This window comes from Bacillus sp. TH25, from assembly GCF_016650935.1.
GTDB classification, from domain to species: domain Bacteria; phylum Bacillota; class Bacilli; order Bacillales; family Bacillaceae_G; genus Bacillus_A; species Bacillus_A mycoides.
In genome coordinates, this window is the sequence record NZ_JAEKEU010000002.1 from 265,922 (window position 1) to 286,272 (window position 20,351).

A 20,351-nucleotide genomic window follows, 5' to 3' on the forward strand; every position below is an offset into this window, starting at 1 on the left:
TATAATGACTACATTCATACACGCATCCTATTGTATATTCGTTAGTTTTGCGAAATAATAAAGGATAGAAGTATGTACCAATATACATATAAACTTATTTACCGCTTTAATATGAATAGGAGGAAAATATAATGACATTACAAGAACAAATTATGAAAGCATTACATGTTCAACCTGTAATTGATCCGAAAGTAGAAATTCGTAAACGAATTGATTTCTTAAAAGATTATTTAAAAACTACAGGTGCAAAAGGATTTGTACTTGGAATTAGCGGCGGACAAGACTCTACACTGGCAGGACGTTTAGCACAGCTTGCAGTCGAAGAAGTTCGTAATGAAGGTGGTAACGCAACGTTTATCTCCGTACGTCTTCCATACAAAGTACAAAAAGATGAAGATGATGCACAATTAGCATTACAATTTATTCAAGCTGATCAGTCTGTTGCTTTTGATATCGCTTCAACAGTTGATGCTTTCTCAAATCAATACGAAAACTTATTAGGCGAATCATTAACAGATTTCAATAAAGGGAACGTTAAAGCGCGTATCCGTATGGTTACACAATACGCAATCGGCGGACAACAAGGGCTACTCGTTATCGGAACTGATCATGCTGCTGAAGCTGTAACAGGTTTCTTCACAAAATTCGGAGATGGCGGTGCAGATTTATTACCATTAACGGGATTAACGAAACGCCAAGGACGTGATTTATTACAAGAATTAGGTGCAGACGAGCGACTTTACTTAAAAATGCCAACAGCTGATTTATTAGATGAAAAACCAGGTCAAGCTGATGAAACAGAGCTAGGCATTACTTACGATCAATTAGATGACTATTTAGAAGGTAAATCCGTTCCAGCTGACGTTGCTGAAAAGATCGAGAAGCGTTACAAAGTGAGTGAACATAAAAGACAAGTACCAGCGTCAATGTTTGATGATTGGTGGAAATAGAACATAAAAAAGAAGCTAATCTCATTTAGCTTCTTTTTTATACGTTAACGATATACCCCTACTCTTTTCTCTAATAAATCCTGCAAGCAATCTTCATGTTGTTTATTAAACAATGGCGGCATTTTGTCTAAAGGGAAAAACTGCAAATCTAACGTTTCATCACCGTCTATTTTTGTATTCCCTCCAACGATTGAAAACTTAAAGAATATTACAATTGCCTGTGCCTGATCTCCATTCGGATATGTTTGAAAATATTTCGTATACACACCAATGAGCTCATCAATTTCCACATCATATCCTGTTTCTTCTTTTATTTCTCGAATCGCAGTTTCTGCCGCAGATTCCCCGACTTCCATTGCACCGCCCGGAAATCCCCAAGCATTAAAGTCTCCTCTTTTTTGCAGAAGCACTTCACCAAATTCATTAAATACACAACCTCCTGCAAAATTCAAAATAACATAATCATGCCCTATTTTTTCACGTAATTCCTTTATATAATTCGCCATCTGCTTCTCCTTTTTATCCATCTTCCATTATTCTTTTTTATCTTTTTCAAGCAATTCAATAATCCGATCTAACTTCTGATTCATATTAATCACATGTTGTTTTTTCATAGTGTTTTTTTGCAATAATCTTTTAATGAACAGAGTAAATGATACAAAAAACAAAACGATAAGCCCGATTACTAGACAAAAATATATCAATGCAAATATATTATTTTCGAACAAATTCATTCAGCTATCACATCCTCTATTTTCAATTATTTTATCACGCAATTCTAAATAGTCAACGATATTATAAATCAAACACAAAAAGAGCACCTTTTAAAGATGCTCTTTTTCATTAATACGTAAATGTAATTGTCGCTAATGAATAACCTGCCATTGCACTATATGGCGCAACTTGATAAGATACACGCTTTGCACCTTTTGGCCAAGCTATTTCATCTAGTACTTTCTTTATATCTTGCATCGTTCCATCCATTGACTGCTTATATCGTACTTCTACTTTTTCTGGCTTGGAAGCAAATTGTTGCTGTAATTTTTTCTTAAACTCATTGTAATTTTCCGCTCCGTATTGTGCAGATAAATACTTTAAATTTGTTTCTTTTAACATTTGTTCATATACAGCAGTTTTTGAACTACCGGCTTTTATTTTGCTTGTTAATTCGTTGAAGTAGCTTGTAGTTGCCGCTGGATATTCACTACGATCCCATTCATGGTCTTTGCTTAATTGTTCATCAGACATATTAAAATATGAATATGTTACGCGCCCAGCTTTATCAGGAACTGGATCATCGAATGTAGTATCAAGGTGGTACCACTTGTTATCAATGTTCACTAAATTCCATGCGTGAGCTTGTCCATTCCCTGTACCTGTTACAATATGATTTTGAATACCTGCTTCTTTTAGTAATTGATATGTTAACAATGTATATCCTTGGCAAACGGCAGAACGATTCGCTAACGCTTCATACGCTGTATATGCTTGATAAGAAGTATCATATGATACTTCTTTCACAACATAATCATGAATAGCTTTCACTTTTTCATGTTCATCCATGCCTTGTTTAATGATAGAGTTTACAATTGCTTTCGCCTGAGACTTTACATACTGTGTTTGCTCTTTTGATTCACGATACTTCACTTGTAATGTAAATGTATAATTCCCTGGCATCCCTTTTATAGAATATTTAGTAGACGCTACATTATATTTTACATACTCATCAGCATCTACAATTTTATTAAACTCACCATACAATTGGTCCATAATATTTCTAGCATTTCTATCTTTTGTTTTATATGTGATTGTAATATTTTCTTCTCTATTATCAATCTGTTTTTTTAATTCTTTTCTGAAATCATTTAACAACTTTGCATCTGATTGTGTTGTCACTGTAGTCGGATTCGTAGCCGCATAAGATACGGCTGACGCCTGTAAGCCTCCCATTACTATAGTTGAACAAAGTGCGGCAGCTGTCACATACTTACTTGTCTTTCCCATCTTGTCACTCCTTACATTCTATAACTATACAAAAAAGTATCGTATAGTTTCAGAGTATACAATACTTTTCAAAATAGGTCATATGAGATTATGCATATTTAACATTTTTAAAAGGGTTGTTCTTTTAGAAAAAGAACAACCCTTTTTTAGCAAGTTTGCAACACACAGCATGTATTTTCAAAATGGCGATTTTTCAAGTCTTCATTTCCAATACAGAAATAAAGCATCCCTAAATCTCCCCACATCATATTACAATTTTTAGTATCTGAATCAATTTGGAATAAGAGCGTCATATGCTGTGGATCTATCCCCATATATTGTCCAGTCTCGTACAATACCTCATCTTGTACAGAGAATGGTTCTCCAAACATTTGATGATTATCATAGTTGTCTGGGATTAGCTCTTCAAGTAATTGCAAGAAACGATCTGAATCCGCCTCATCTTCAATGAAAAGCTCCGGTAATTTATACGTCAGTTCAAAAGTAATTGCACACTGGTTATATTTCGCTTGTATTTCATCTGCTCTACGTAATTGCTCTACAGGGATATTATAATAAAGTACACGTCCAGCTTCGGTTGGATCCACATCTTCTTCAAAGTAATTTTCAATACTAAAGAAATATAACATCCCTGTCTTAGGAAGATTGTGATCCATACCAACGTTTTGTAAATCACTTAAATTAAATTGTGCGATAAAACGTAACGGATTCTCTTTGTATGTTGGATATTCAAATGTATTTGGCAAATCAGGAACTCCGCCCATTTTCGAACTGCCTATCGTAATTATTTCCTGTTGTTTTGGCACAACTTTTACACAAGGAAATACAGTATTAATAAGTTCCTGTTTCAAATGTGTTAGTTCATATTTATCAATTAATATTTCAATTTTCTTTTCCATAAATTCTCCTTACATTTACATACTTATTTGTATCATAGCACAAAGATTATACTCCATTCATTGTAAAATCAACAAGCCCTCCAAAAAACGGGCTTATCCCTCGTACGCGAACAAGTTTAAAAAAGCATAGTATACATTGTTCCTACAAACACGATAGTTCTTTATTTCTTCCAGTACATTTTCCCCTCGTTCATTTTTATTTTTAATTTAAGGAGGAATTCCACATGGGTTACGGATATAGTTGCGGCGGCTACGGCGGTGGTTACGGTTACGGCGGTAGTTGTGGTGGCGGTTGTGGTTATGGAGGTTTCGCTTTATTAATCGTTTTATTTATCCTTCTAATCATCATCGGAGCTAGCTGTTGGGGCGGCTTTGTAGGCTGCTAGTAAACTTAAAAACTATTGTAAAAAAGCACGTACAATACGTGCTTTTTTTCCATTTTCATTTTTTAGAAAGGAAGTATGTCCAATGAAAATTGATGGTGTTTTTGAAGGAGGCGGTGTACGTGGAATTGCGCATGTGGGGGCAATTTGCGCGTTAGCCGAAAAAGGATATGAATGGGAGCGCGTAGCTGGAACATCAGCTGGTTCAATTATCGCAGCGCTTTTAGCAGCTGGATATTCTTGTTCCGAATTAAAAACAATAATAACCGACATTGATTATAATAAATTTATGAAGAAAACTTTTCTTGATAGAATCCCGTTTATCGGTAAAGGAATAAGTGCATGGTCTACTCTAGGTATTTATTCCAATGTATTTATAGAAGAATGGCTTGAAGAATTACTGCGAAAAAAGGGCGTTCACTTATTTACAGATCTACCTGATTTAAACAAACTCAAAATTATAGCTTCTGATATAAGCAACGGTAAAATGGTTGTCTTCCCCGATGATTTACCGAACTATGGATTTTTAAATTATCGCTTCTCTATTGCTAAAGCTGTAAGAATGAGTAGTACAATCCCCTTCTTCTTTGAGCCAGTAAAATGGAGAACACCAAAATGGAAGCAGCCTTGTTATATGGTTGATGGCGGGATTTTAAGTAATTACCCAATTTGGATTTTCGATTCACCGACTTCTCCTCGCTGGCCTACCTTTGGATTTCATTTTGTAAAAGATGAGATTCAAGCTGATCCCGCCCACTATGACGAACCTATTTCCATGTTCAAAGGATTATTTAAAACGATGATGCAAGCTCATGATTTACGTCATTTAGATAAAGAATCAAAGGCTAGAACTATTACAATTCCAACAGGAAGCATTACCAGTACTAATTTTCAACTAACTAAAGAAGAGAAAGAATGGCTCTATAACTCTGGTTATAATGCAGCTAATAAGTTTTTACAATCTTGGAACTTCAGACAATATGTTGATGAATATAGAGACGGAAATCAGGATCGAAAAACAAATCGGTATTTCCGCCAACTTGACTCATAATTATATTATTTTCCCTGTCACACTTTAATAGTAAATAAGCCTAATAATATAGTACATTATTAGGCTTATTTACTTCTTATGTACTCTCCCATTATTTAAGGATAAGTTAACCCTTCTGCTTCTTCCGCGGTAATTACTATGTAACGGTTTCCGGTTCTTAATCCTAACAGTTCTGCTTTTTCAACTGCATCCTGTTTTGTCTCTGCATAAGTAGCTAAATATTTATCCCCATCGATAATTTGGCAAATCACATATTGTTTCATGTTTTTCTCCTTTTACCCTTTAATTAATTGCGCAATCTTTTTTATTCCAACTTCAATTTCTTCTACAGTTGCATAGGAATAAGAAAGACGTAAAAATTGGTTAGCACTTCTATCATACAAAGTGCCTGGGTTTAACAACACCTTTTCTTGTAAAGCTTTTTCAAATAAACTACGATTCGAAATTGGTAGATTTATATGTAGCCAAATGTAAAAGCTTCCTACTGGCTCATGCCAAGTTGCAATGCCACTACAATACTTTTCTAACATACTTATCATAAAATCTCTACGTTTTTTCAATTCACTTCTTACAAACTGTAAATGTTCATCATACAATCCATTTTCAAACCACTCCGCTGCAATCTGCTGGGATATAGAACTTGAACCATAATCAGTTTGCATTTTTATATCTGCTAATCTTTGAATAACTGATTCTGATCCAACAACCCACCCAATTCTTAAACCAGGACTAATGACTTTGGACATACTTCCAATATGTAGCACGATACCATTTTTATCATATGCCTTTAAAGGCTTTGAAACTGGTGCATCGAACCATAAATCTTGATATACCGCGTCCTCAATAATAGGTAATCCAATTTCATTACATATCTCCATCACTTCTTCCCTCTTCTTAGCGTTCATACTAAAATTGGTCGGATTATGAAAAGATGGGATTGTATATAAAATAGATGCGTTAAATTGTTTCTTATATTTTGTAATGTATGAAGTATTTATACCATTCTCATTCATTGGTATTCCAATCAAGCGCATTCCTGCTGATTGAAATACATTAAGCGAATATAAATATGATGGTTTTTCTAATAAAATTGACGCTCCTTTCGGAAGAAGCCCCATAGAAATAAGCTGCAATGCTTGAATTGCCCCTGAAACAATTAAAATAGAGTCAGGAGATACATATACCCCATGCCCTTTTAAATATTCCGCAATTTTTTCTCTTAAATGGAGATTTCCTTTCGGTTCCTCATACCCAAGTGGAACATTTGATTGTAAAATTTTATTAATAATACCCTTCATCTTTTTCTCAGGCAAGAGACTCGGTGAAAGTTCACCTGTTCCTAATCGAATTACATTGGGAGTAAATTCGGCTTGATTAATCTCTTGTACAGCAGGAAGATTCGGATAATGAAGTCCTGTTTCTACGTAAGACTGCCAGTTTGGAGGCGGGGCATATGTTGAAGTATTCTCACTATTTTTTATAACAATTGTTCCCTTCCGTCCATTCCCCTCAATATACCCTTTTGCTATTAACTCATCGAAAGCCATTACAATTGTACTTCGGTTCACTTCAAACGCATGCGCCAAAGCTCTTTGTGAAGGTAATTTAGTTCCAATTGTCCATTCCCCATTAACAATTCTCTCTTTTATATAAGATTCTATTTGTTTATACAAAGGAATAGATGAAGACATATTAGGTTTCCAAACGAGCCTTTCCATTATCTCACCTCACATATTTTATGGTTGGTAACCTATCCAACCATATGGATGGATACAAATTTTCATTTCTTCTATACAATATAGACTATCATAATTAATCAAATTAAGTAGGAGGTAATCTGATGAGTGAAGCAATTATTCACGGTATCATCCTTGCATTTGGTCTTATCATTCCATTAGGTGTCCAAAATGTTTTCGTCTTTAACCAAGGCGCTAGTCAACCAAATATTTGGCGAGCTGCTCCTGTAGTCTTGACTGCATCTATATGTGATACATTATTAATATTAATTGCTGTACAAGGTGTCTCCCTTATCCTCTTAACTTTCTCTTGGTTAACAACCACCTTGTATATGATTGGATTTTTCTTTCTTATGTATATGGGCTGGGTTATTTGGAGAAGCGATCCTTCAAATGATGTAAAACAAGAAAAAAGCATGCCTTTAAAAAATCAAATTATTTTCGCCGCATCAGTTTCATTACTAAATCCACACGCAATTTTAGACACAATTGGTGTAATCGGAACAAACTCTATACAGTACATAGGAAGTGAGAAATGGGCTTTCACTTTTGCAACAATTATAGTTTCTTGGATCTGGTTTATTAGTTTAGCTTTTGCTGGAAAATTTCTAAAAGGATTTGACTCGACAGGAAAAACGATTATAGTATTAAATAAAATTTCAGGGCTAATCATATGGGGAGTCGCACTTTATATGTTAAAACAAGTTGTTTTTCCTAACTAATTAAAGAGAATTGCATGTTATGTAATTGGCATGCAATTCTCTTTCGCATTATGAAGTTGGTTCCGGTTTCTGTTTTAACATCATTTTATCTTTTGCTGGTTTAATCCAAATAATTGCTATGACAGCACCAATAGCAGCGAAGATGCTTGTTAAATAAAACACTTCATGGTCTGCCCCTTTCATAAAAAAAGAATACAGGGGTGGTCCAGCTGCTACACCGATAAATCGCATTGAACTATAAAATGACGTAACTGTCCCCCTCTGCTCTTTTTCAATCCCTTGTGTAATAAGAGCATCTAGACATGGTAACGCCATACCAATTCCTCCCCCCATAATAACGAGACAAAGAAGTAGCAAATAGATTCCTTTTAGAAATAAAGGTAAGAAGACAGATGCAGCAGCCAGTAAAAATCCAATATAGATACACTTTTTCATAATATCTTGTTTATCTCCAATTTTTTTACCAGCCATATATGAGCTAAGTGATAGTACAAGTAAAGGAATAGCGAGTACACACCCTTTCCATATACCATGAATATCGTACTTCGACTCCAGTATAGTTGACAGATAAAAAAGTATTCCGAATAAAATAAGCATAATAATTGCACCTAGTATAAAAATGGCAATTAACCATCTTCCCTTTTCTCGAAACGTAGAGATAATAGATTGAATAAATTCTTTAAGTGGTGGGGCTTCTTCTTCTTGTTTCTTCGCCTTTACTAGTACCAGTAGTAAAACAATCGATATTACACATAAAACTGGAATCGCCCAAAATGGTAAGAACCATACAATAGCTGCAAGAGCTGATCCTAATATGGGACTCAATACTTTTCCAAATGTATTTGACGTCTCAATGATTCCTAAACCTGCACTAACCTGTTTTTCATCTTTGTATAAATCACCGACACATGGTATGACAACTGGCATAGCACCAGCAGCACCTATCCCTTGAATTGCTCTTCCGATAAGAATCCAAACATAAGGGTTATCAACTTTCCATGATACCCATCCTGTTATCGCTCCTCCAATAGCTGCAATTAATAAGCTTGGAACCATTACCATCTTTCGTCCCCATCTATCTGATAAATAACCAGCAATCGGTATAAGTATAATTGCAATGATAGAATAAATTGTAATTATCATGGATACTTGGAAAGATGAAATATGTAATTTCTTTTCAATGGTTGGCAGGATTGGAATAAGCATTGAATTACCTAGCGTCATAACAAGTGGAACTGATGCAAGTGCAATTAAACAACAGTTTTCTTTTTTTAACATGTTGATTTCGGAACCTTTCATCATATATTTCTTACCATATAATAGCCCTGCTGGAAATTATATTTACATTCCACCAGGGCTATTTCATCTTTACTACTTTCCATTTACAACAAAAGAAATTGGGTAAAATATAGCATTACTCCTATTCTTTGAATCCTGTTCACAATATATCCATACCAATTAATTGAAAATAAAAAAGAAAGGAAGAATCCTTCCTTTCTCCTATAACCTTCTACATTTAGCGAGTATATCCGCCACCAAGCTGTTGTTCTGCCATCGCTACAAGGCGTTTTGTAATTTCACCGCCTACAGAACCGTTTGCACGTGAAGAAGTATCAGCTCCAAGCTGTACACCAAACTCTTGTGCAATTTCATATTTCATTTGATCTAGAGCTGCTTGTGCTCCATGTGATGCTAATTGATTAGCGTTACGATTTCTAGCCATTACCGATCACCTCCTTATATATATTAAACTGTGTCAAATCCGCAATTAAATACATGGTAATTTTTGGTTATTGTTAAAATAAAAAAAGAGTCTCCTAAACGAGACTCTTTCATCATTTCACCTTATGAACTTACTACTTCTAATTTTCTATTCGTTAATGCTTTCATTTCTTCTTTCAATATATCTTTCGCATTATGCCCAAACCATTCAAGCGAAGCAAAATGATCAGTATCTCTCACTTCCCGGATGATTTCATCATAGTTTACAATACCTTCAAATAATGGAACCATTCCTATACGACTTCCAGCAGCGGCATATACATTATTTGGTTCAAACACGTGTAAATACTCCGCCGATGATATATTCTTAAAATGGTAATGTTGTATCCACGGCTTTAATCGATGAAAACTATCTACAGGGTCTGCACCAGACTCCCATATATGAAGAAAATCAAGGTTTATTTTTAAATATGGATGATTTACTTCTTCTAACAATTTCAAAGTAGACGGCAAAGTATCCGTTAACGTATTTGGATGTGTTTCTAATAGTATATACATATTATGCGGAGCAAATAGATCACAAATCATGCGAATTCGCTTCACATACTCTTTTCTCTCTTGTTCCGAGAAATCCTCACTACCTTTTTGCCCGGCAAACGTACGAATTTTATTTGTATTAAACCAATTAGCTAGTGTTACCAGCTGTTCACATTTTTCCATCGTTTTTTGAAAATCCGCTAATAATGATATGTCCAAGTAATCACTTATCATCGTAACTTCTAAATTTTTATCCTTTAAATAATCTATTTCTCGTTCTGTCGTTTCACGCTCTTGCATATATAAATTTTGTGCATGGGTCCCCCACAACTCAATTCCTTCAAAACCGTTTTCGTATGCAAATTGAACAATATCAGTAAATGAAATTAGTTGATGGCGAAATGAAATTGTACATAGCGAATATTTCATTGGTTTGAACTCCCTTATCTTAAATTCAATGAACTTGTATTAGTTAAGAAAGACTGATTTGTTATCATTTCTTTCCATAACAGAAACTGTTTCTCTAGTTCATCCTTAATTTGCAGTTCAATTGTATTCATTTCATCAAGCTTCTCAACAATTGTTATTAACATATCTTTATTTTTTGTCATTGCCATTTTGATTGTGCGGTACTGTACATTTGTAAATCCTTGTACAATGTCTTCCACTCGATCACACCAATAATCAAAGTCTTGTTCCGAATATTGTAACGTTTCACGGAAGTATGCAAAGGCATGTTCATAGCTATATTTCCGTATTGCCAATACGGGTATTTGCTTTACTGCCGCTACGAGCCCCGAAAGTGAATACCCATCCTCTTCATTTACCATTTTTTTAATTAATTTTTTTAATTCCATAGTTAGTTCATTATCATTCTTTTTGAATGTTTCCATGAAATAACTTTCTACCCTCTCTTGTGTTGGCTCCTGAATTCCTTCTATATCAATGAAATAGCCTCCACCAAATGGGTTGTCTTTAACAGAATGGAGCACTTTTTCTCTTTCCATATTCCCTTCCCAGCGAAAATCAGGATCAAGCATGAACCATTCATCTTCTTTCTCTGTCTTCGATATCATTAAGTAATGCGGAAACGGTTTTTGATGAAACTTATTTTCTCTCTCAGGCAATAAAGACATATCAACCATTACAATTACGTAACGATTTTCCGGCTTATTTTCTACTAATTCTAAAAATTTTTCTACATTGCTATTTTTATCTTTTGAATGATCGTACCATTCGTTCACTTTAATACCATACAATTTTTCATACCAGAGTAAGTAGTTATCATGGTTAATGTTTTCAGAATGATAAGAAATAATCCCGCCTTCTGTTATATCAAAATCTCCATCCCATAATCCGAAATAAAATGGACGGAAATCTATATCGCTACGCCTTTTTAAAATTTCACAAAAACAACTCACTAAACAGTGAACTTTAATTGAAGTCATACTCTCATCCACTTTCCTAAAAGGTTAGTTATTCACATTTATTTCGTGTAACGGCTGTAACTCTTCCATAAAGTCAAGCAAAGATCCTACAGTAAGAAACGCCTTTGGGTCTATCTCATCCTCTGGAACACATAGCTTTAAATCCATTTCTATGTATACTATAAGCTGTAACATCATTACCGAATCTATATATAAATCTTGATTTAAACGCATCGTTTCTTCTAAATGCGTTACATTTTTCAGTTCCATTTTTTCTCTCATAATACTTAAAACTGCTTCTTTTAACATTTCACGACTCATGTTGTTATCTCTCCCATCTCTAATAACTTCCGACTTACTTTCCCTGTTTTATTTTTCGGAATCTCTGCTACATTTTCAATTTCATGTGGCACTTTATAAGACGGTAAATGCTGTATGCACCATTCTCGTATTTGTACTGGTTCAATACGAGAGACTACTTTCGCTTTTACTATTTCTCCCATCACAGGATGCTTGCCCCGGTATACAATCGCCTCCTGAATACCTTCTAATCGAAGCATCGTTTCTTCCACTTCTATAGGAAATACCTTTAGACCGGACACATTAATAACATCATCTATTCGCCCCATGAAATGAAGGCCTTGCTCAGATCTATAACCTAAATCTTTTGTATAAATCTCCTTTTCAGCAATTTTCACTACGATTTCTTCAGGTTCATCTTCATTTGAACCTATGTTAATACTTACATGAGGAAGTGGTTTTCCTAAATCCAAATGTGTTTCCATAGCATGACATATACTAATGCAACCAGCTTCAGAACAGCCGTACTGCTGCATCATGTATTTCGTCATGCCCTTTAACTTATAAAATAGCGTTTCTGACAAAGGTGATCCTGATGTCATAATTTTATGAAACTGAAAAGTCCCTTGTGGAAAACTCCCCATAATATGTAACATAAGTGGTACTGCATATATGATATGTTTTTCGGTATTACGAACTATATTTAATGCGAATTTAGGGTTTTTATTTGTAATGATTATAGGCTTACTACCTCTCGTAATTGCTGATAACGTGCCACAAATTAATCCGTATGAATGTGAAACTGGAGCCATTACAATTGGCACTTCGTCTTCTTCACATTTTAAAGCTTCATTGTAAGCAGCAATTTCTGTTTCAATTTCCGTCCATGCTCTACGAATCAGTTTTGGCTCTCCTGTTGTACCTGAACTATACTGCAATAAAGACGGTTCTTCTTGTAATAGATTTGGAACTTCTAATTTTGTAAAGTCGTTACTTTCTCCGTATAAAAGTGCAGTACACTTTGCGCGCTTTGCCATTTCAATAGCTGTATCCTTTGGCGTATCTTCATGAATAAGTAGTACAGATGCTCTTTTTTCTTTTAGAAAAAACACAAGCGTAATAATATCGAATGGATCTTTCAGACAAAGTGCAAATCTATTTCCTTCTGCTTCTTGAAATTGTTCCACTCCCTCGTAACCTTGTAATCTCAATTCAAAATCATATTTGCTAAATTCTTGTTTATTAACGATTAGCATGATTTCCCCCTGTAACAACTGATTTTTGTATTGTAAGTTGCTTTGCTCTATACAATGGATTTGGAACTTCATGAACAAGCGATTCCACATCCATATATAAACGACGCTTCGTTAATTGCTCTGCATGAAATGTAGGTGCATATAATTGTAATGCTTCAAAACGTTCTTTCAAATGCGAAAATCTTTCAAAATGATCTTCTATTTCTTCAACAAGAATGATCCAAAATTGTTCCTCTTTCAACTGATACTCATCTGCCAGCACGAAAGCCAGTTCACCTAGATTGAATAGGAAAAGCGCATCTAAAACCATTTCTTGTAAACATTCAATACGGTCCATTTCAAAGAAATCATTCATTTGACCATTCGCATATGTTTTATGCATTTTAGTAAAGTCAGGACATTTTTCGAGTTCTTTCAAAAATGGACGATAAAACTCCAGTCCTTCATGAAAATCTTTTAGTGCAATACGGACTGGTATTCCCTCTTCATGAACTAAAATCATGTTTTGTCCATGTGATTCTAATGCGACTCCATGCTCTACAACGAGGTGTACAACTGGGATAATTGCTTTTTGAATAAGCAATTGTAACCAGCTTTCTACTCCATATCTCTTTAACCACAAATCAATAGTTGGTGTCCCATTTTTTCCCTTGGCATATAAACCGTTAAATGGGATTGCCTCTTCTTTCTTATCTAAATATTTGTGAACGCTTTCGCGCCAAATACATCCTAATGAGCCATACGTAGCTTTTTTATTCGCATCGTACGTAACACTCGAAAATTCATTTAACAAAATTAAACGCGATTCATCCCTTAAATAAGGGTCATGATTTACTATATCTTTTAACCAATTCGATATAGCAGGTGCACTCACAACCGAATGTGGTTTTAATGTACGGATAGTTGAAGTATTGAGTAAATTCATTGATAACTTTACATATGGTTTCTCTCGATTCGTAACATTTCTTAATGTCCGCATCGACTGCTGCGCGCAATAATCATCTTCTGATTTCCCTAAATAAATAATATATTTATCCTGTATATGGTCAGTATAATTCGGAATAATAAAGTTCTCCCACTGCCAAGGATGAACAGGTATAAACATGTACTTCTTCGAATCACAGTCCATTGTTCGAATACGATCCATATACTCTTCGATTTTCTTTTCACCAATTTCTTCTTTAAAGGTACAGTTATAACTCTCTTCACCTTCATATCCTACAGTCGTATATTTCTCATGAACTGCAATCCATATAATTTTCATTGGCTGCATAAATTCAAATCCATATTGAAAATTATCACGATATTGAAACCCGATGCGTGCTTTATAACTAGGATGATACGGGTGTCCATCTATTAAATGACTTTCAAGCTCATCATAAGATTTCGCAAGATAGTCTTCTTCACAACTTCTCTCATATTGTGCAATCGTATCTTTAAAGATTGTTTGTTCTAATTCTTGAATAAAAGAATCCAATTTCGTTCGATCCACTTGAACAATCCGAAAAATCTCCTGTAAAAATTGTGAAACTGATTGTATTTCTTCTTCCTCATCTTGAACTCTCATTATTAATGAGTCATGTAAACAAATACGCCCAAATGTCATACGTTCTTGCCCATAGCATTGGTACATTACATTTTGATTCTTTTCATCAAGACCTTGTATAATAAAAAGGATTTGCTCTCCCTTTTGTATACGCATCGGCGTAATGATTTCTTCATAAATTAACGATTCTACTAATTGCCGGAATACTCTTCTTCTTACTGAAATGTACTCTTTTGATTGGAGTGCCTTCAATATTTTCATGTGATAAACTTCTTCTTTCATAAATCCCTCCGCTATAATACGGAATATCAAATTCCATTATTTGTATTACGTGAAATTTTAGCACTACTTATGAACGAACAGCCACTTCTCTAACGAGTGGATTATCTACTTGTACATAAATTGCTTGCTCTAAAGGATTTGTCAGTTCATCAACATCGAAAAATCTCGTTAGCAAATTTGCTTTACATGCCAATTTATTTTCTTCCAACAATTCACTTAAAAATGTAGAAGGTTCGCGGTTATATGGAAGGAACGCTTCAAGTACAGACCTTAATTCCGAAAGAAGAATTTCCTCCTTTATTAATCCTGCTGTACCAAAACCGTTAATTAGTCCAAACATATGATTAAAAATTAAATAGTAACGAAATCTTTCATCTACAATGTAATCGTCATATAAATTCCCAGTACGTTCGCCAATACCCGCTAGTTCATTATCTAGCACTGACTTCATTGAATTGCAGAAATAAAAACCTTGATTATCACGGAAGTAAAACTTAACTGGATAACCATCTTTCAATTGAACAACACTATTTTGTTGATGCGCTTCTAATGCAACGCCATAACGTAAATACATCCATACCATCGGCTTTAAAGAGATATTCATATATCGTCTAAACCACTCTAAACTTACTTCTTCACAGCTTCTACCTTCTAAATCCGCTAAGTGATGAATAATATTCGATAAACGAGTACGTTCTCCCGGTATAGCATCTTGAACTAGTCCTGCAATTAAAGTAACGTCATTTGCATGTTCACTATAAAAAGGATTCTCTCGAATAATCACTTCAAATCCAGACTCTTTTGCTCCATAATTTAAGGTAATAAAGGCTGGATCACAAATAAAATCAAAACCTGGATACTTTTCTAGTACTTCACCAATTGACGTATTTAACATTGCCTTCCCTTCAAGGCCACTCTCAAGTTCCTTCAACTTATTAATGCGCATTGAATTTGTTACTTTCACCGGAAATGAAAACTTAAGCATATATTTCGAATGAGGATGATATAGCGTCCTAAGTGATGATGTTGCCATATAATACTTACCTACGGGACCCATATACTCAAGTACTCCTTGATTTATCCACTCTTGTACATAAGGTTGATGTAATAGCCATTCTGCTTGTAGCGGATGGATTGGAATTAATGAATATTCATCTTCTTGACAGTACTCTTCAATAAATTCTTGACCTACCTTTTCATCGTTCTTTAATTCCTTTTTTATCATCGCCGTTGTAGAATCTTGTAACAATGACTTTTCACTTACTATACTTTTATGTGCCCGAAAATAGTGAAGTTGGCACTCCCCTTTTAATTCAGGAGAATACATGGAACTTTTCCAATCCAATATACCTTGTCTACTCTTTGGTGTTGGATGAGTTAAATGTCCAAATAATAAAGATTGCTCCGCCTCAATAAAAGTTGTATGGAAACCATATAATGCAGATGTATCTTCTGCTCTCTTTTTTGTAAATTCCTCAATATTTTGACAACTACGAATAACTCGAAGCATAAGTTCAGCAGGGTTAGTTCCTTCTCCATAGTTGATAGACATCTCTTTTATTAAAAATGTAATAACTGTAACGTAATCTGCTTTTATAACAGTTTTAGTTTCTCCGATTTGATAATAAAACTGTTCTCCAAACAAATGGCGATCTGTTGATGATTTATATATAACTTCTCCATACAAAGTAACCTTCTGTGCCGATAGCCGACAACATAAATATGTGGGGACTATATTTCTATTCAACGTATTACTGAAGATACTTTCTATTCTTTCATCCTCTGTAATCCATTCTCCACTCCCTGTTTCTCTTAAATAACAGTTTAAAAAGCTTTGTATTGTTGCATGTTCTGCGATTTGTTTCGCATGCTGCATACTGGTCCTCCTCTTTTAGACGAACACTATTAAAATTTCCATAAAACTATCGATAATTGAATTTCATTATCAATCACAATTTTAATTGATAATGATAATCATTTCAATATATATTTCAGAATTTTTTCATCTGACTAAACCTTTTGTCTTTTCCACAACATTAAATCCGTATGCAAAAAAACATCAATATAATTATTGATGTTTTTTAATATCCGTAAGTTTAATTTACATAATATAATTATTCAAACCTAAATTGATAATGTTTTGTATAAACAATCCATATTTCGCCACACATATGCTATTTCTTCTATATGTAGTCTTTCTAAAAATTTTGTATCAATTTTTTCAGGATTATATTTTTCATAAAATTTTTTAGAAGGATTATTAGAGACAACCCAAACTAAAAGAGATTGCATATTATTTTTTTTACAATCTGATAGTAAAGCTTGAAATAAAAGTTGTCCTATCTTCATTCCTTGATACTCTTGTAAAATGTATATTGCATATAATTCCCCATCACAATTATATGTCCCCGTTCTTTCAGCTCCACCATCGATAAATCCGATAATTTCCCCATTTAACGTCTCTGCTACAAACCTATATTCGTTCTTATCATCTTTTTGGAAGATGCTTTTCCACAGGTTTTCTCGTTGTTCATACGTTATATTGTCTAAAACCCCGTTAGAAAATATCCCTTTATACGTTGTTTTCCAGCTTTCCACATGCACTTTTGCTATACTTGCAATATCATTTTTCGTTGCCCTTCGAACATGTATCTCCATCACTTATATCCCCCTTTGTAATTAATTATAGCAAAATGTTTTTCCCATATAAAAAAGAGTAAATTTTCATCACCCTTTTCAATCTTTTTTATCTACTTTCAACTTCAACAGATACGACATGATCGATTTCTTTTAGAGAACTATATAACTCAGTTGTATATAAATCTTCTGGAGCTAAAATTACCATTTCTAATTGCTGAGATGCTCCATTATCAATATCTTTAATTTTCACTCGCTTCACTTGCATATTTAAATTTTTAATTTGCTTAAAAATCCCATCTAACTCTCGATGCTCATTTACAGTAATTTTGATAGACAAGTCCTTTTGTCTCAATGAATATGGGCCTGCAATTTTCACAAGGTGAGGAAGTACATTAATCGCTAATATAATTAAAATCATAGCAACCGTCGCTTGTATATAAAAACCTGCACCAATCGCAATACCTAGTGCTGAAGCGGCCCATACCATAGAGGCTGTCGTTAATCCTGAAATAACGTCATTATTTCTTCGTAAAATTACCCCTGCTCCAAGAAAACCAATCCCACTAACAATTTGAGCGGCGAGACGCATTGGATCCATGTTTGTATGACCCGGTACAGAATAAACATTCACTGATTCAATTGAAACCATTGTAATTAAACAACTTGCTACAGAAATAACCATACTTGTTTTCACACCAAGCGGTTTATTCTTTAGCTGCCTATCTATCCCGATGAATAATCCTAAAAAGAGTGCTAAACCTAATTTGAATAAAAATTCATATGACATATTTCATTCTCCTTACTTTACAATGTTTTCCTTCGAATAATACACTATAACTCTTTTATGATATCAATTCCAGTCTTTTCTATTCATTTAACGACAAAAGCCGAAAAAACACTTTTTGCAATGTTTCTCCGGCTTTTTCTATAGCTTTTTTATTAGGATTAAGATCATTATTTATTTTTGTTCTTTAGTCTTAATCTGTGCATCTTTGTAAAATGCTAATTTACTGTCATTATACTCTTTTGTGTGTTTATTAAATTGTTCTTTCGCCTTTTGCGCTTCCACATTTAACTCATTAACAGTTTTAACTTTTTCACCAATTTCTTTTAACTTCGTTTCTTTTACTTTTAATTTTTCATACAGCTCTTTTTCATTCGCTAACGCCTTCGTGTAATCCTCATTCATTTTTTGGAATGCAGCATAACGGTTTTTATACGACTCTTCTACTGCTTTAGCTTGTTTTTGTAATTTCTTATCTTCAAGCTTCTCTATATTGCTTTGAACTGATTTCGTCTCCTTCTGAGCTTTCTCTAACAGTTCTTTCTCGTTTTTCAATACTTTCTCACGCTCATTTACATTTGCAGTAGCTTCCTCTATCTTCTTCGTGACTGCTTCATTATGTTCTTTACCTTCTTGTAAAATTTGAGAATATAGTTCTTGCCCTTGCTTTTCTAATTGCTCTAACTTTTTCGTATCATCAGCTAACGATTTTTCTTGTGTCGCTGCTGTTTCAAAAGCCGTATATAAATTTTCTTCTGGTTTTTCACCGAAACAACCTGATAATAATCCTACTGATAAAGCTCCAACTACTGCTACTTTTCCATACTTCAACTTCAATTCCTCCAATTACATACGGTTATCGTGCCAGAAATTCACTGGGAAGTGATTCTCTTCATGGTATGCCTCAAATTCATAACCTTTTTCTTTTAGACCCTTTAAAATTGCTGGCACAGCAGCAACTGATTGCGGGTGAATGTCATGCATTAAAATGACTTCTTGCGGTTTTGTTGCACCAGCTAATACATTTTGAGCGATTTGCGCTGCCGCTGCATCCACTGGTACTTTATTGTATTTCCAGTCTAAAGAATCAATTGTCCAGTCCCACACTTTTAAACCATCCTCAACTACTTTATTTCGGAGACCTTCATTTAAACCAGGCATCGATCCGTATGGAGGACGTGTTAATTTAGGGGCTTTCCCAATAATATTTGCGATTAAGCCTTGATCTTCTTTCATTTCATTAACATACTCGCCATTTTTATATAACTTCGCAAAATTGTGTGTCATACTATGCATTCCAACATAATGTCCTTCTGCATTTTCACGTTTTACTAAATCAGGAAACTGTTTTACATTCGCACCAATTAAAAAGAATGTCGCCTTCGCATCATGCTGTTTTAACATATTTAATAATTCAGCCGTATATTTTCCTGGCCCATCATCAAATGTAAGGTAAGCAACTTTTCTTTCCTGTCCATTAAAACGACTTGGCGCCGTTTTATTCATTTCAACTTTCGATTGTTCACTTGCAAGCTGCACTATATTTTCTTGCTTCGCAACAGCTTTTGCTGGTGAAGTAATAGATTGAAACATGAAATACCCAATAGCTACTATTGCAATCGCTACTGAAACAACTGCAACTCGTTTAATTTTAAAAGCCTTTTCCATTCTATCGAATTCCTCTCCCTATTAATCTTATATATAAATCACCCAATATAATTATACATCTATTTATTTTATTACACTATATAAACAATCTAAAATATGAATTATAATGGGAGTTTTATCAAAATTGTTGTTACTGCCTCAACAAACTCTTTATTCTTTTCATACCAATTCTTGATTGCACTATGTACAACTTTCAAGAAGATTTGTTTTAACCTGTTTGATCTTCCATCAATTCAATTCGCTTTCAACTTGCAATGAGATGAATTTATTTTCTCTATTTTAGGAGTTAATTACCAAATTCTTCCCTCTAGTATATCGTACAATTGCACCTTTTGTTTATATAAATTAAAATGATTTAACTGTAGACGTGAAAAAACTAGTAGCCCTTCTACTAAAAATAAATGAAGCACTCCATTTCCATAAAAAAAGATTGGCTGAGGCCAA

The 20,351-nt window shown here is 34.2% G+C and carries 22 protein-coding genes and 1 pseudogene; 4 read left to right on the forward strand and 19 right to left on the reverse strand.

All coding sequences use genetic code 11. The annotated features are described in order from the left end of the window. Positions 1-131 precede the first annotated feature (131 nt). A complete protein-coding gene (gene nadE / locus JFT89_RS01455; protein WP_002064947.1) occupies positions 132-950 on the forward strand; it encodes an ammonia-dependent NAD(+) synthetase in 819 nt (272 codons plus the stop codon). Positions 951-994: 44 nt separating this feature from the next. Here nadE and JFT89_RS01460 read toward each other — a convergent pair whose 3' ends face one another. From JFT89_RS01460 to JFT89_RS01475, 4 genes are all read right to left on the reverse strand, one after another. Beyond that, a complete protein-coding gene (locus JFT89_RS01460) occupies positions 995-1,456 on the reverse strand; it encodes an NUDIX hydrolase (protein WP_016094227.1) in 462 nt (153 codons plus the stop codon). Positions 1,457-1,483: 27 nt separating this feature from the next. Next, positions 1,484-1,684: a DUF4083 domain-containing protein gene (locus JFT89_RS01465; RefSeq protein ID WP_002064945.1), complete on the reverse strand. Its 201-nt coding sequence runs from the start codon at positions 1,682-1,684 to the stop codon at positions 1,484-1,486. A gap of 109 nt (positions 1,685-1,793) precedes the next feature. Further along, a complete protein-coding gene (locus JFT89_RS01470; RefSeq protein ID WP_002064944.1) occupies positions 1,794-2,954 on the reverse strand; it encodes a transglutaminase domain-containing protein in 1,161 nt (386 codons plus the stop codon). A 146-nt stretch (positions 2,955-3,100) separates the two neighbouring features. Continuing rightward, positions 3,101-3,853 carry a YwqG family protein gene (locus JFT89_RS01475; protein WP_113708754.1) on the reverse strand — a complete coding sequence of 251 codons (753 nt, stop codon included), beginning with the start codon at positions 3,851-3,853 and terminating at the stop codon, positions 3,101-3,103. A gap of 224 nt (positions 3,854-4,077) precedes the next feature. Here JFT89_RS01475 and JFT89_RS01480 point away from each other — a divergent pair, with 224 nt between their 5' ends. Both JFT89_RS01480 and JFT89_RS01485 read left to right on the forward strand, forming a co-directional pair. Next, on the forward strand, positions 4,078-4,239 hold the full coding sequence (locus JFT89_RS01480; RefSeq protein WP_002012392.1) for a YjcZ family sporulation protein: 162 nt from the start codon (positions 4,078-4,080) through the stop codon (positions 4,237-4,239). An 82-nt stretch (positions 4,240-4,321) separates the two neighbouring features. Next, a complete protein-coding gene (locus tag JFT89_RS01485) occupies positions 4,322-5,287 on the forward strand; it encodes a patatin-like phospholipase family protein (protein ID WP_002064941.1) in 966 nt (321 codons plus the stop codon). A gap of 95 nt (positions 5,288-5,382) precedes the next feature. Here the strand turns inward: JFT89_RS01485 and JFT89_RS01490 are convergent, their stop codons facing one another. Both JFT89_RS01490 and JFT89_RS01495 read right to left on the reverse strand, forming a co-directional pair. After that, a complete protein-coding gene (locus JFT89_RS01490; protein WP_201039390.1) occupies positions 5,383-5,550 on the reverse strand; it encodes a DUF3933 family protein in 168 nt (55 codons plus the stop codon). 12 nt (positions 5,551-5,562) lie between these two features. Continuing rightward, on the reverse strand, positions 5,563-7,005 hold the full coding sequence (locus JFT89_RS01495; protein ID WP_002064938.1) for an aminotransferase-like domain-containing protein: 1,443 nt from the start codon (positions 7,003-7,005) through the stop codon (positions 5,563-5,565). 122 nt (positions 7,006-7,127) lie between these two features. On the opposite strand from JFT89_RS01495, the gene JFT89_RS01500 reads away from it, so the two are divergent. After that, positions 7,128-7,745, forward strand: coding sequence for a LysE/ArgO family amino acid transporter (locus JFT89_RS01500; RefSeq protein WP_002064937.1), 618 nt, complete (start codon positions 7,128-7,130; stop codon positions 7,743-7,745). Positions 7,746-7,793: 48 nt separating this feature from the next. On the opposite strand, the gene bcbE is transcribed toward JFT89_RS01500, so the two are convergent. From bcbE to JFT89_RS30695, 13 genes and pseudogenes are all read right to left on the reverse strand, one after another. Further along, positions 7,794-9,044 carry a bacillibactin exporter BcbE gene (gene bcbE, locus JFT89_RS01505; RefSeq protein ID WP_078176796.1) on the reverse strand — a complete coding sequence of 417 codons (1,251 nt, stop codon included), beginning with the start codon at positions 9,042-9,044 and terminating at the stop codon, positions 7,794-7,796. Between the two features lie 217 nt (positions 9,045-9,261). Then, positions 9,262-9,468, reverse strand: coding sequence for an alpha/beta-type small acid-soluble spore protein (locus JFT89_RS01510; protein WP_000113539.1), 207 nt, complete (start codon positions 9,466-9,468; stop codon positions 9,262-9,264). A 122-nt stretch (positions 9,469-9,590) separates the two neighbouring features. Then, positions 9,591-10,433 (reverse strand): sugar phosphate isomerase/epimerase family protein, encoded by an 843-nt coding sequence (locus JFT89_RS01515; protein ID WP_002064934.1) that lies wholly within the window; start codon positions 10,431-10,433, stop codon positions 9,591-9,593. Between the two features lie 14 nt (positions 10,434-10,447). Continuing rightward, positions 10,448-11,452 (reverse strand): DUF6005 family protein, encoded by a 1,005-nt coding sequence (locus JFT89_RS01520; RefSeq protein WP_016094228.1) that lies wholly within the window; start codon positions 11,450-11,452, stop codon positions 10,448-10,450. 24 nt (positions 11,453-11,476) lie between these two features. Further along, on the reverse strand, positions 11,477-11,752 hold the full coding sequence (gene asbD / locus JFT89_RS01525; protein ID WP_002064932.1) for a petrobactin biosynthesis protein AsbD: 276 nt from the start codon (positions 11,750-11,752) through the stop codon (positions 11,477-11,479). Continuing rightward, positions 11,749-12,987: an AMP-binding protein gene (locus tag JFT89_RS01530; RefSeq protein ID WP_002135784.1), complete on the reverse strand. Its 1,239-nt coding sequence runs from the start codon at positions 12,985-12,987 to the stop codon at positions 11,749-11,751. The genes asbD and JFT89_RS01530 overlap by 4 nt, the downstream gene beginning before the upstream one ends. Beyond that, positions 12,974-14,815 (reverse strand): IucA/IucC family protein, encoded by a 1,842-nt coding sequence (locus JFT89_RS01535; RefSeq protein WP_016094229.1) that lies wholly within the window; start codon positions 14,813-14,815, stop codon positions 12,974-12,976. The genes JFT89_RS01530 and JFT89_RS01535 overlap by 14 nt, the downstream gene beginning before the upstream one ends. A 67-nt stretch (positions 14,816-14,882) precedes the next feature. After that, on the reverse strand, positions 14,883-16,691 hold the full coding sequence (locus JFT89_RS01540) for an IucA/IucC family protein (RefSeq protein WP_201039391.1): 1,809 nt from the start codon (positions 16,689-16,691) through the stop codon (positions 14,883-14,885). A gap of 248 nt (positions 16,692-16,939) precedes the next feature. Next, complete coding sequence (locus JFT89_RS01545) at positions 16,940-17,476, reverse strand: GNAT family N-acetyltransferase (protein ID WP_033706680.1); 537 nt, start codon at positions 17,474-17,476, stop codon at positions 16,940-16,942. Between the two features lie 85 nt (positions 17,477-17,561). Next, positions 17,562-18,242: an MgtC/SapB family protein gene (locus tag JFT89_RS01550; protein ID WP_002064923.1), complete on the reverse strand. Its 681-nt coding sequence runs from the start codon at positions 18,240-18,242 to the stop codon at positions 17,562-17,564. 171 nt (positions 18,243-18,413) lie between these two features. After that, the gene (locus tag JFT89_RS01555) at positions 18,414-19,070 is read right to left on the reverse strand and encodes a YkyA family protein (protein ID WP_002202330.1); all 657 of its coding nucleotides are present in this window, start codon (positions 19,068-19,070) and stop codon (positions 18,414-18,416) included. Positions 19,071-19,085: 15 nt separating this feature from the next. Continuing rightward, positions 19,086-19,907 (reverse strand): peptidoglycan-N-acetylglucosamine deacetylase, encoded by an 822-nt coding sequence (locus JFT89_RS01560; RefSeq protein ID WP_201039392.1) that lies wholly within the window; start codon positions 19,905-19,907, stop codon positions 19,086-19,088. A 134-nt stretch (positions 19,908-20,041) separates the two neighbouring features. After that, a pseudogene (locus JFT89_RS30695) lies at positions 20,042-20,302 on the reverse strand (sensor histidine kinase); the annotation flags it as partial. Positions 20,303-20,351: the final 49 nt, after the last annotated feature.

Excerpts from the sequence above, each read along its gene's own strand:
- nadE (WP_002064947.1), top strand. The coding sequence starts at position 132 with ATGACATTACAAGAACAAATTATGAAAGCATTACATGTTCAACCTGTA.
- JFT89_RS01460 (WP_016094227.1), bottom strand. The coding sequence starts at position 1,456 with ATGGCGAATTATATAAAGGAATTACGTGAAAAAATAGGGCATGATTAT.
- JFT89_RS01465 (WP_002064945.1), bottom strand. The coding sequence starts at position 1,684 with ATGAATTTGTTCGAAAATAATATATTTGCATTGATATATTTTTGTCTA.
- JFT89_RS01470 (WP_002064944.1), bottom strand. The coding sequence starts at position 2,954 with ATGGGAAAGACAAGTAAGTATGTGACAGCTGCCGCACTTTGTTCAACT.
- JFT89_RS01475 (WP_113708754.1), bottom strand. The coding sequence starts at position 3,853 with ATGGAAAAGAAAATTGAAATATTAATTGATAAATATGAACTAACACAT.
- JFT89_RS01480 (WP_002012392.1), top strand. The coding sequence starts at position 4,078 with ATGGGTTACGGATATAGTTGCGGCGGCTACGGCGGTGGTTACGGTTAC.
- JFT89_RS01485 (WP_002064941.1), top strand. The coding sequence starts at position 4,322 with ATGAAAATTGATGGTGTTTTTGAAGGAGGCGGTGTACGTGGAATTGCG.
- JFT89_RS01490 (WP_201039390.1), bottom strand. The coding sequence starts at position 5,550 with ATGAAACAATATGTGATTTGCCAAATTATCGATGGGGATAAATATTTA.
- JFT89_RS01495 (WP_002064938.1), bottom strand. The coding sequence starts at position 7,005 with ATGGAAAGGCTCGTTTGGAAACCTAATATGTCTTCATCTATTCCTTTG.
- JFT89_RS01500 (WP_002064937.1), top strand. The coding sequence starts at position 7,128 with ATGAGTGAAGCAATTATTCACGGTATCATCCTTGCATTTGGTCTTATC.
- bcbE (WP_078176796.1), bottom strand. The coding sequence starts at position 9,044 with ATGAAAGGTTCCGAAATCAACATGTTAAAAAAAGAAAACTGTTGTTTA.
- JFT89_RS01510 (WP_000113539.1), bottom strand. The coding sequence starts at position 9,468 with ATGGCTAGAAATCGTAACGCTAATCAATTAGCATCACATGGAGCACAA.
- JFT89_RS01515 (WP_002064934.1), bottom strand. The coding sequence starts at position 10,433 with ATGAAATATTCGCTATGTACAATTTCATTTCGCCATCAACTAATTTCA.
- JFT89_RS01520 (WP_016094228.1), bottom strand. The coding sequence starts at position 11,452 with ATGACTTCAATTAAAGTTCACTGTTTAGTGAGTTGTTTTTGTGAAATT.
- asbD (WP_002064932.1), bottom strand. The coding sequence starts at position 11,752 with ATGAGTCGTGAAATGTTAAAAGAAGCAGTTTTAAGTATTATGAGAGAA.
- JFT89_RS01530 (WP_002135784.1), bottom strand. The coding sequence starts at position 12,987 with ATGCTAATCGTTAATAAACAAGAATTTAGCAAATATGATTTTGAATTG.
- JFT89_RS01535 (WP_016094229.1), bottom strand. The coding sequence starts at position 14,815 with ATGAAAGAAGAAGTTTATCACATGAAAATATTGAAGGCACTCCAATCA.
- JFT89_RS01540 (WP_201039391.1), bottom strand. The coding sequence starts at position 16,691 with ATGCAGCATGCGAAACAAATCGCAGAACATGCAACAATACAAAGCTTT.
- JFT89_RS01550 (WP_002064923.1), bottom strand. The coding sequence starts at position 18,242 with ATGTCATATGAATTTTTATTCAAATTAGGTTTAGCACTCTTTTTAGGA.
- JFT89_RS01560 (WP_201039392.1), bottom strand. The coding sequence starts at position 19,907 with ATGGAAAAGGCTTTTAAAATTAAACGAGTTGCAGTTGTTTCAGTAGCG.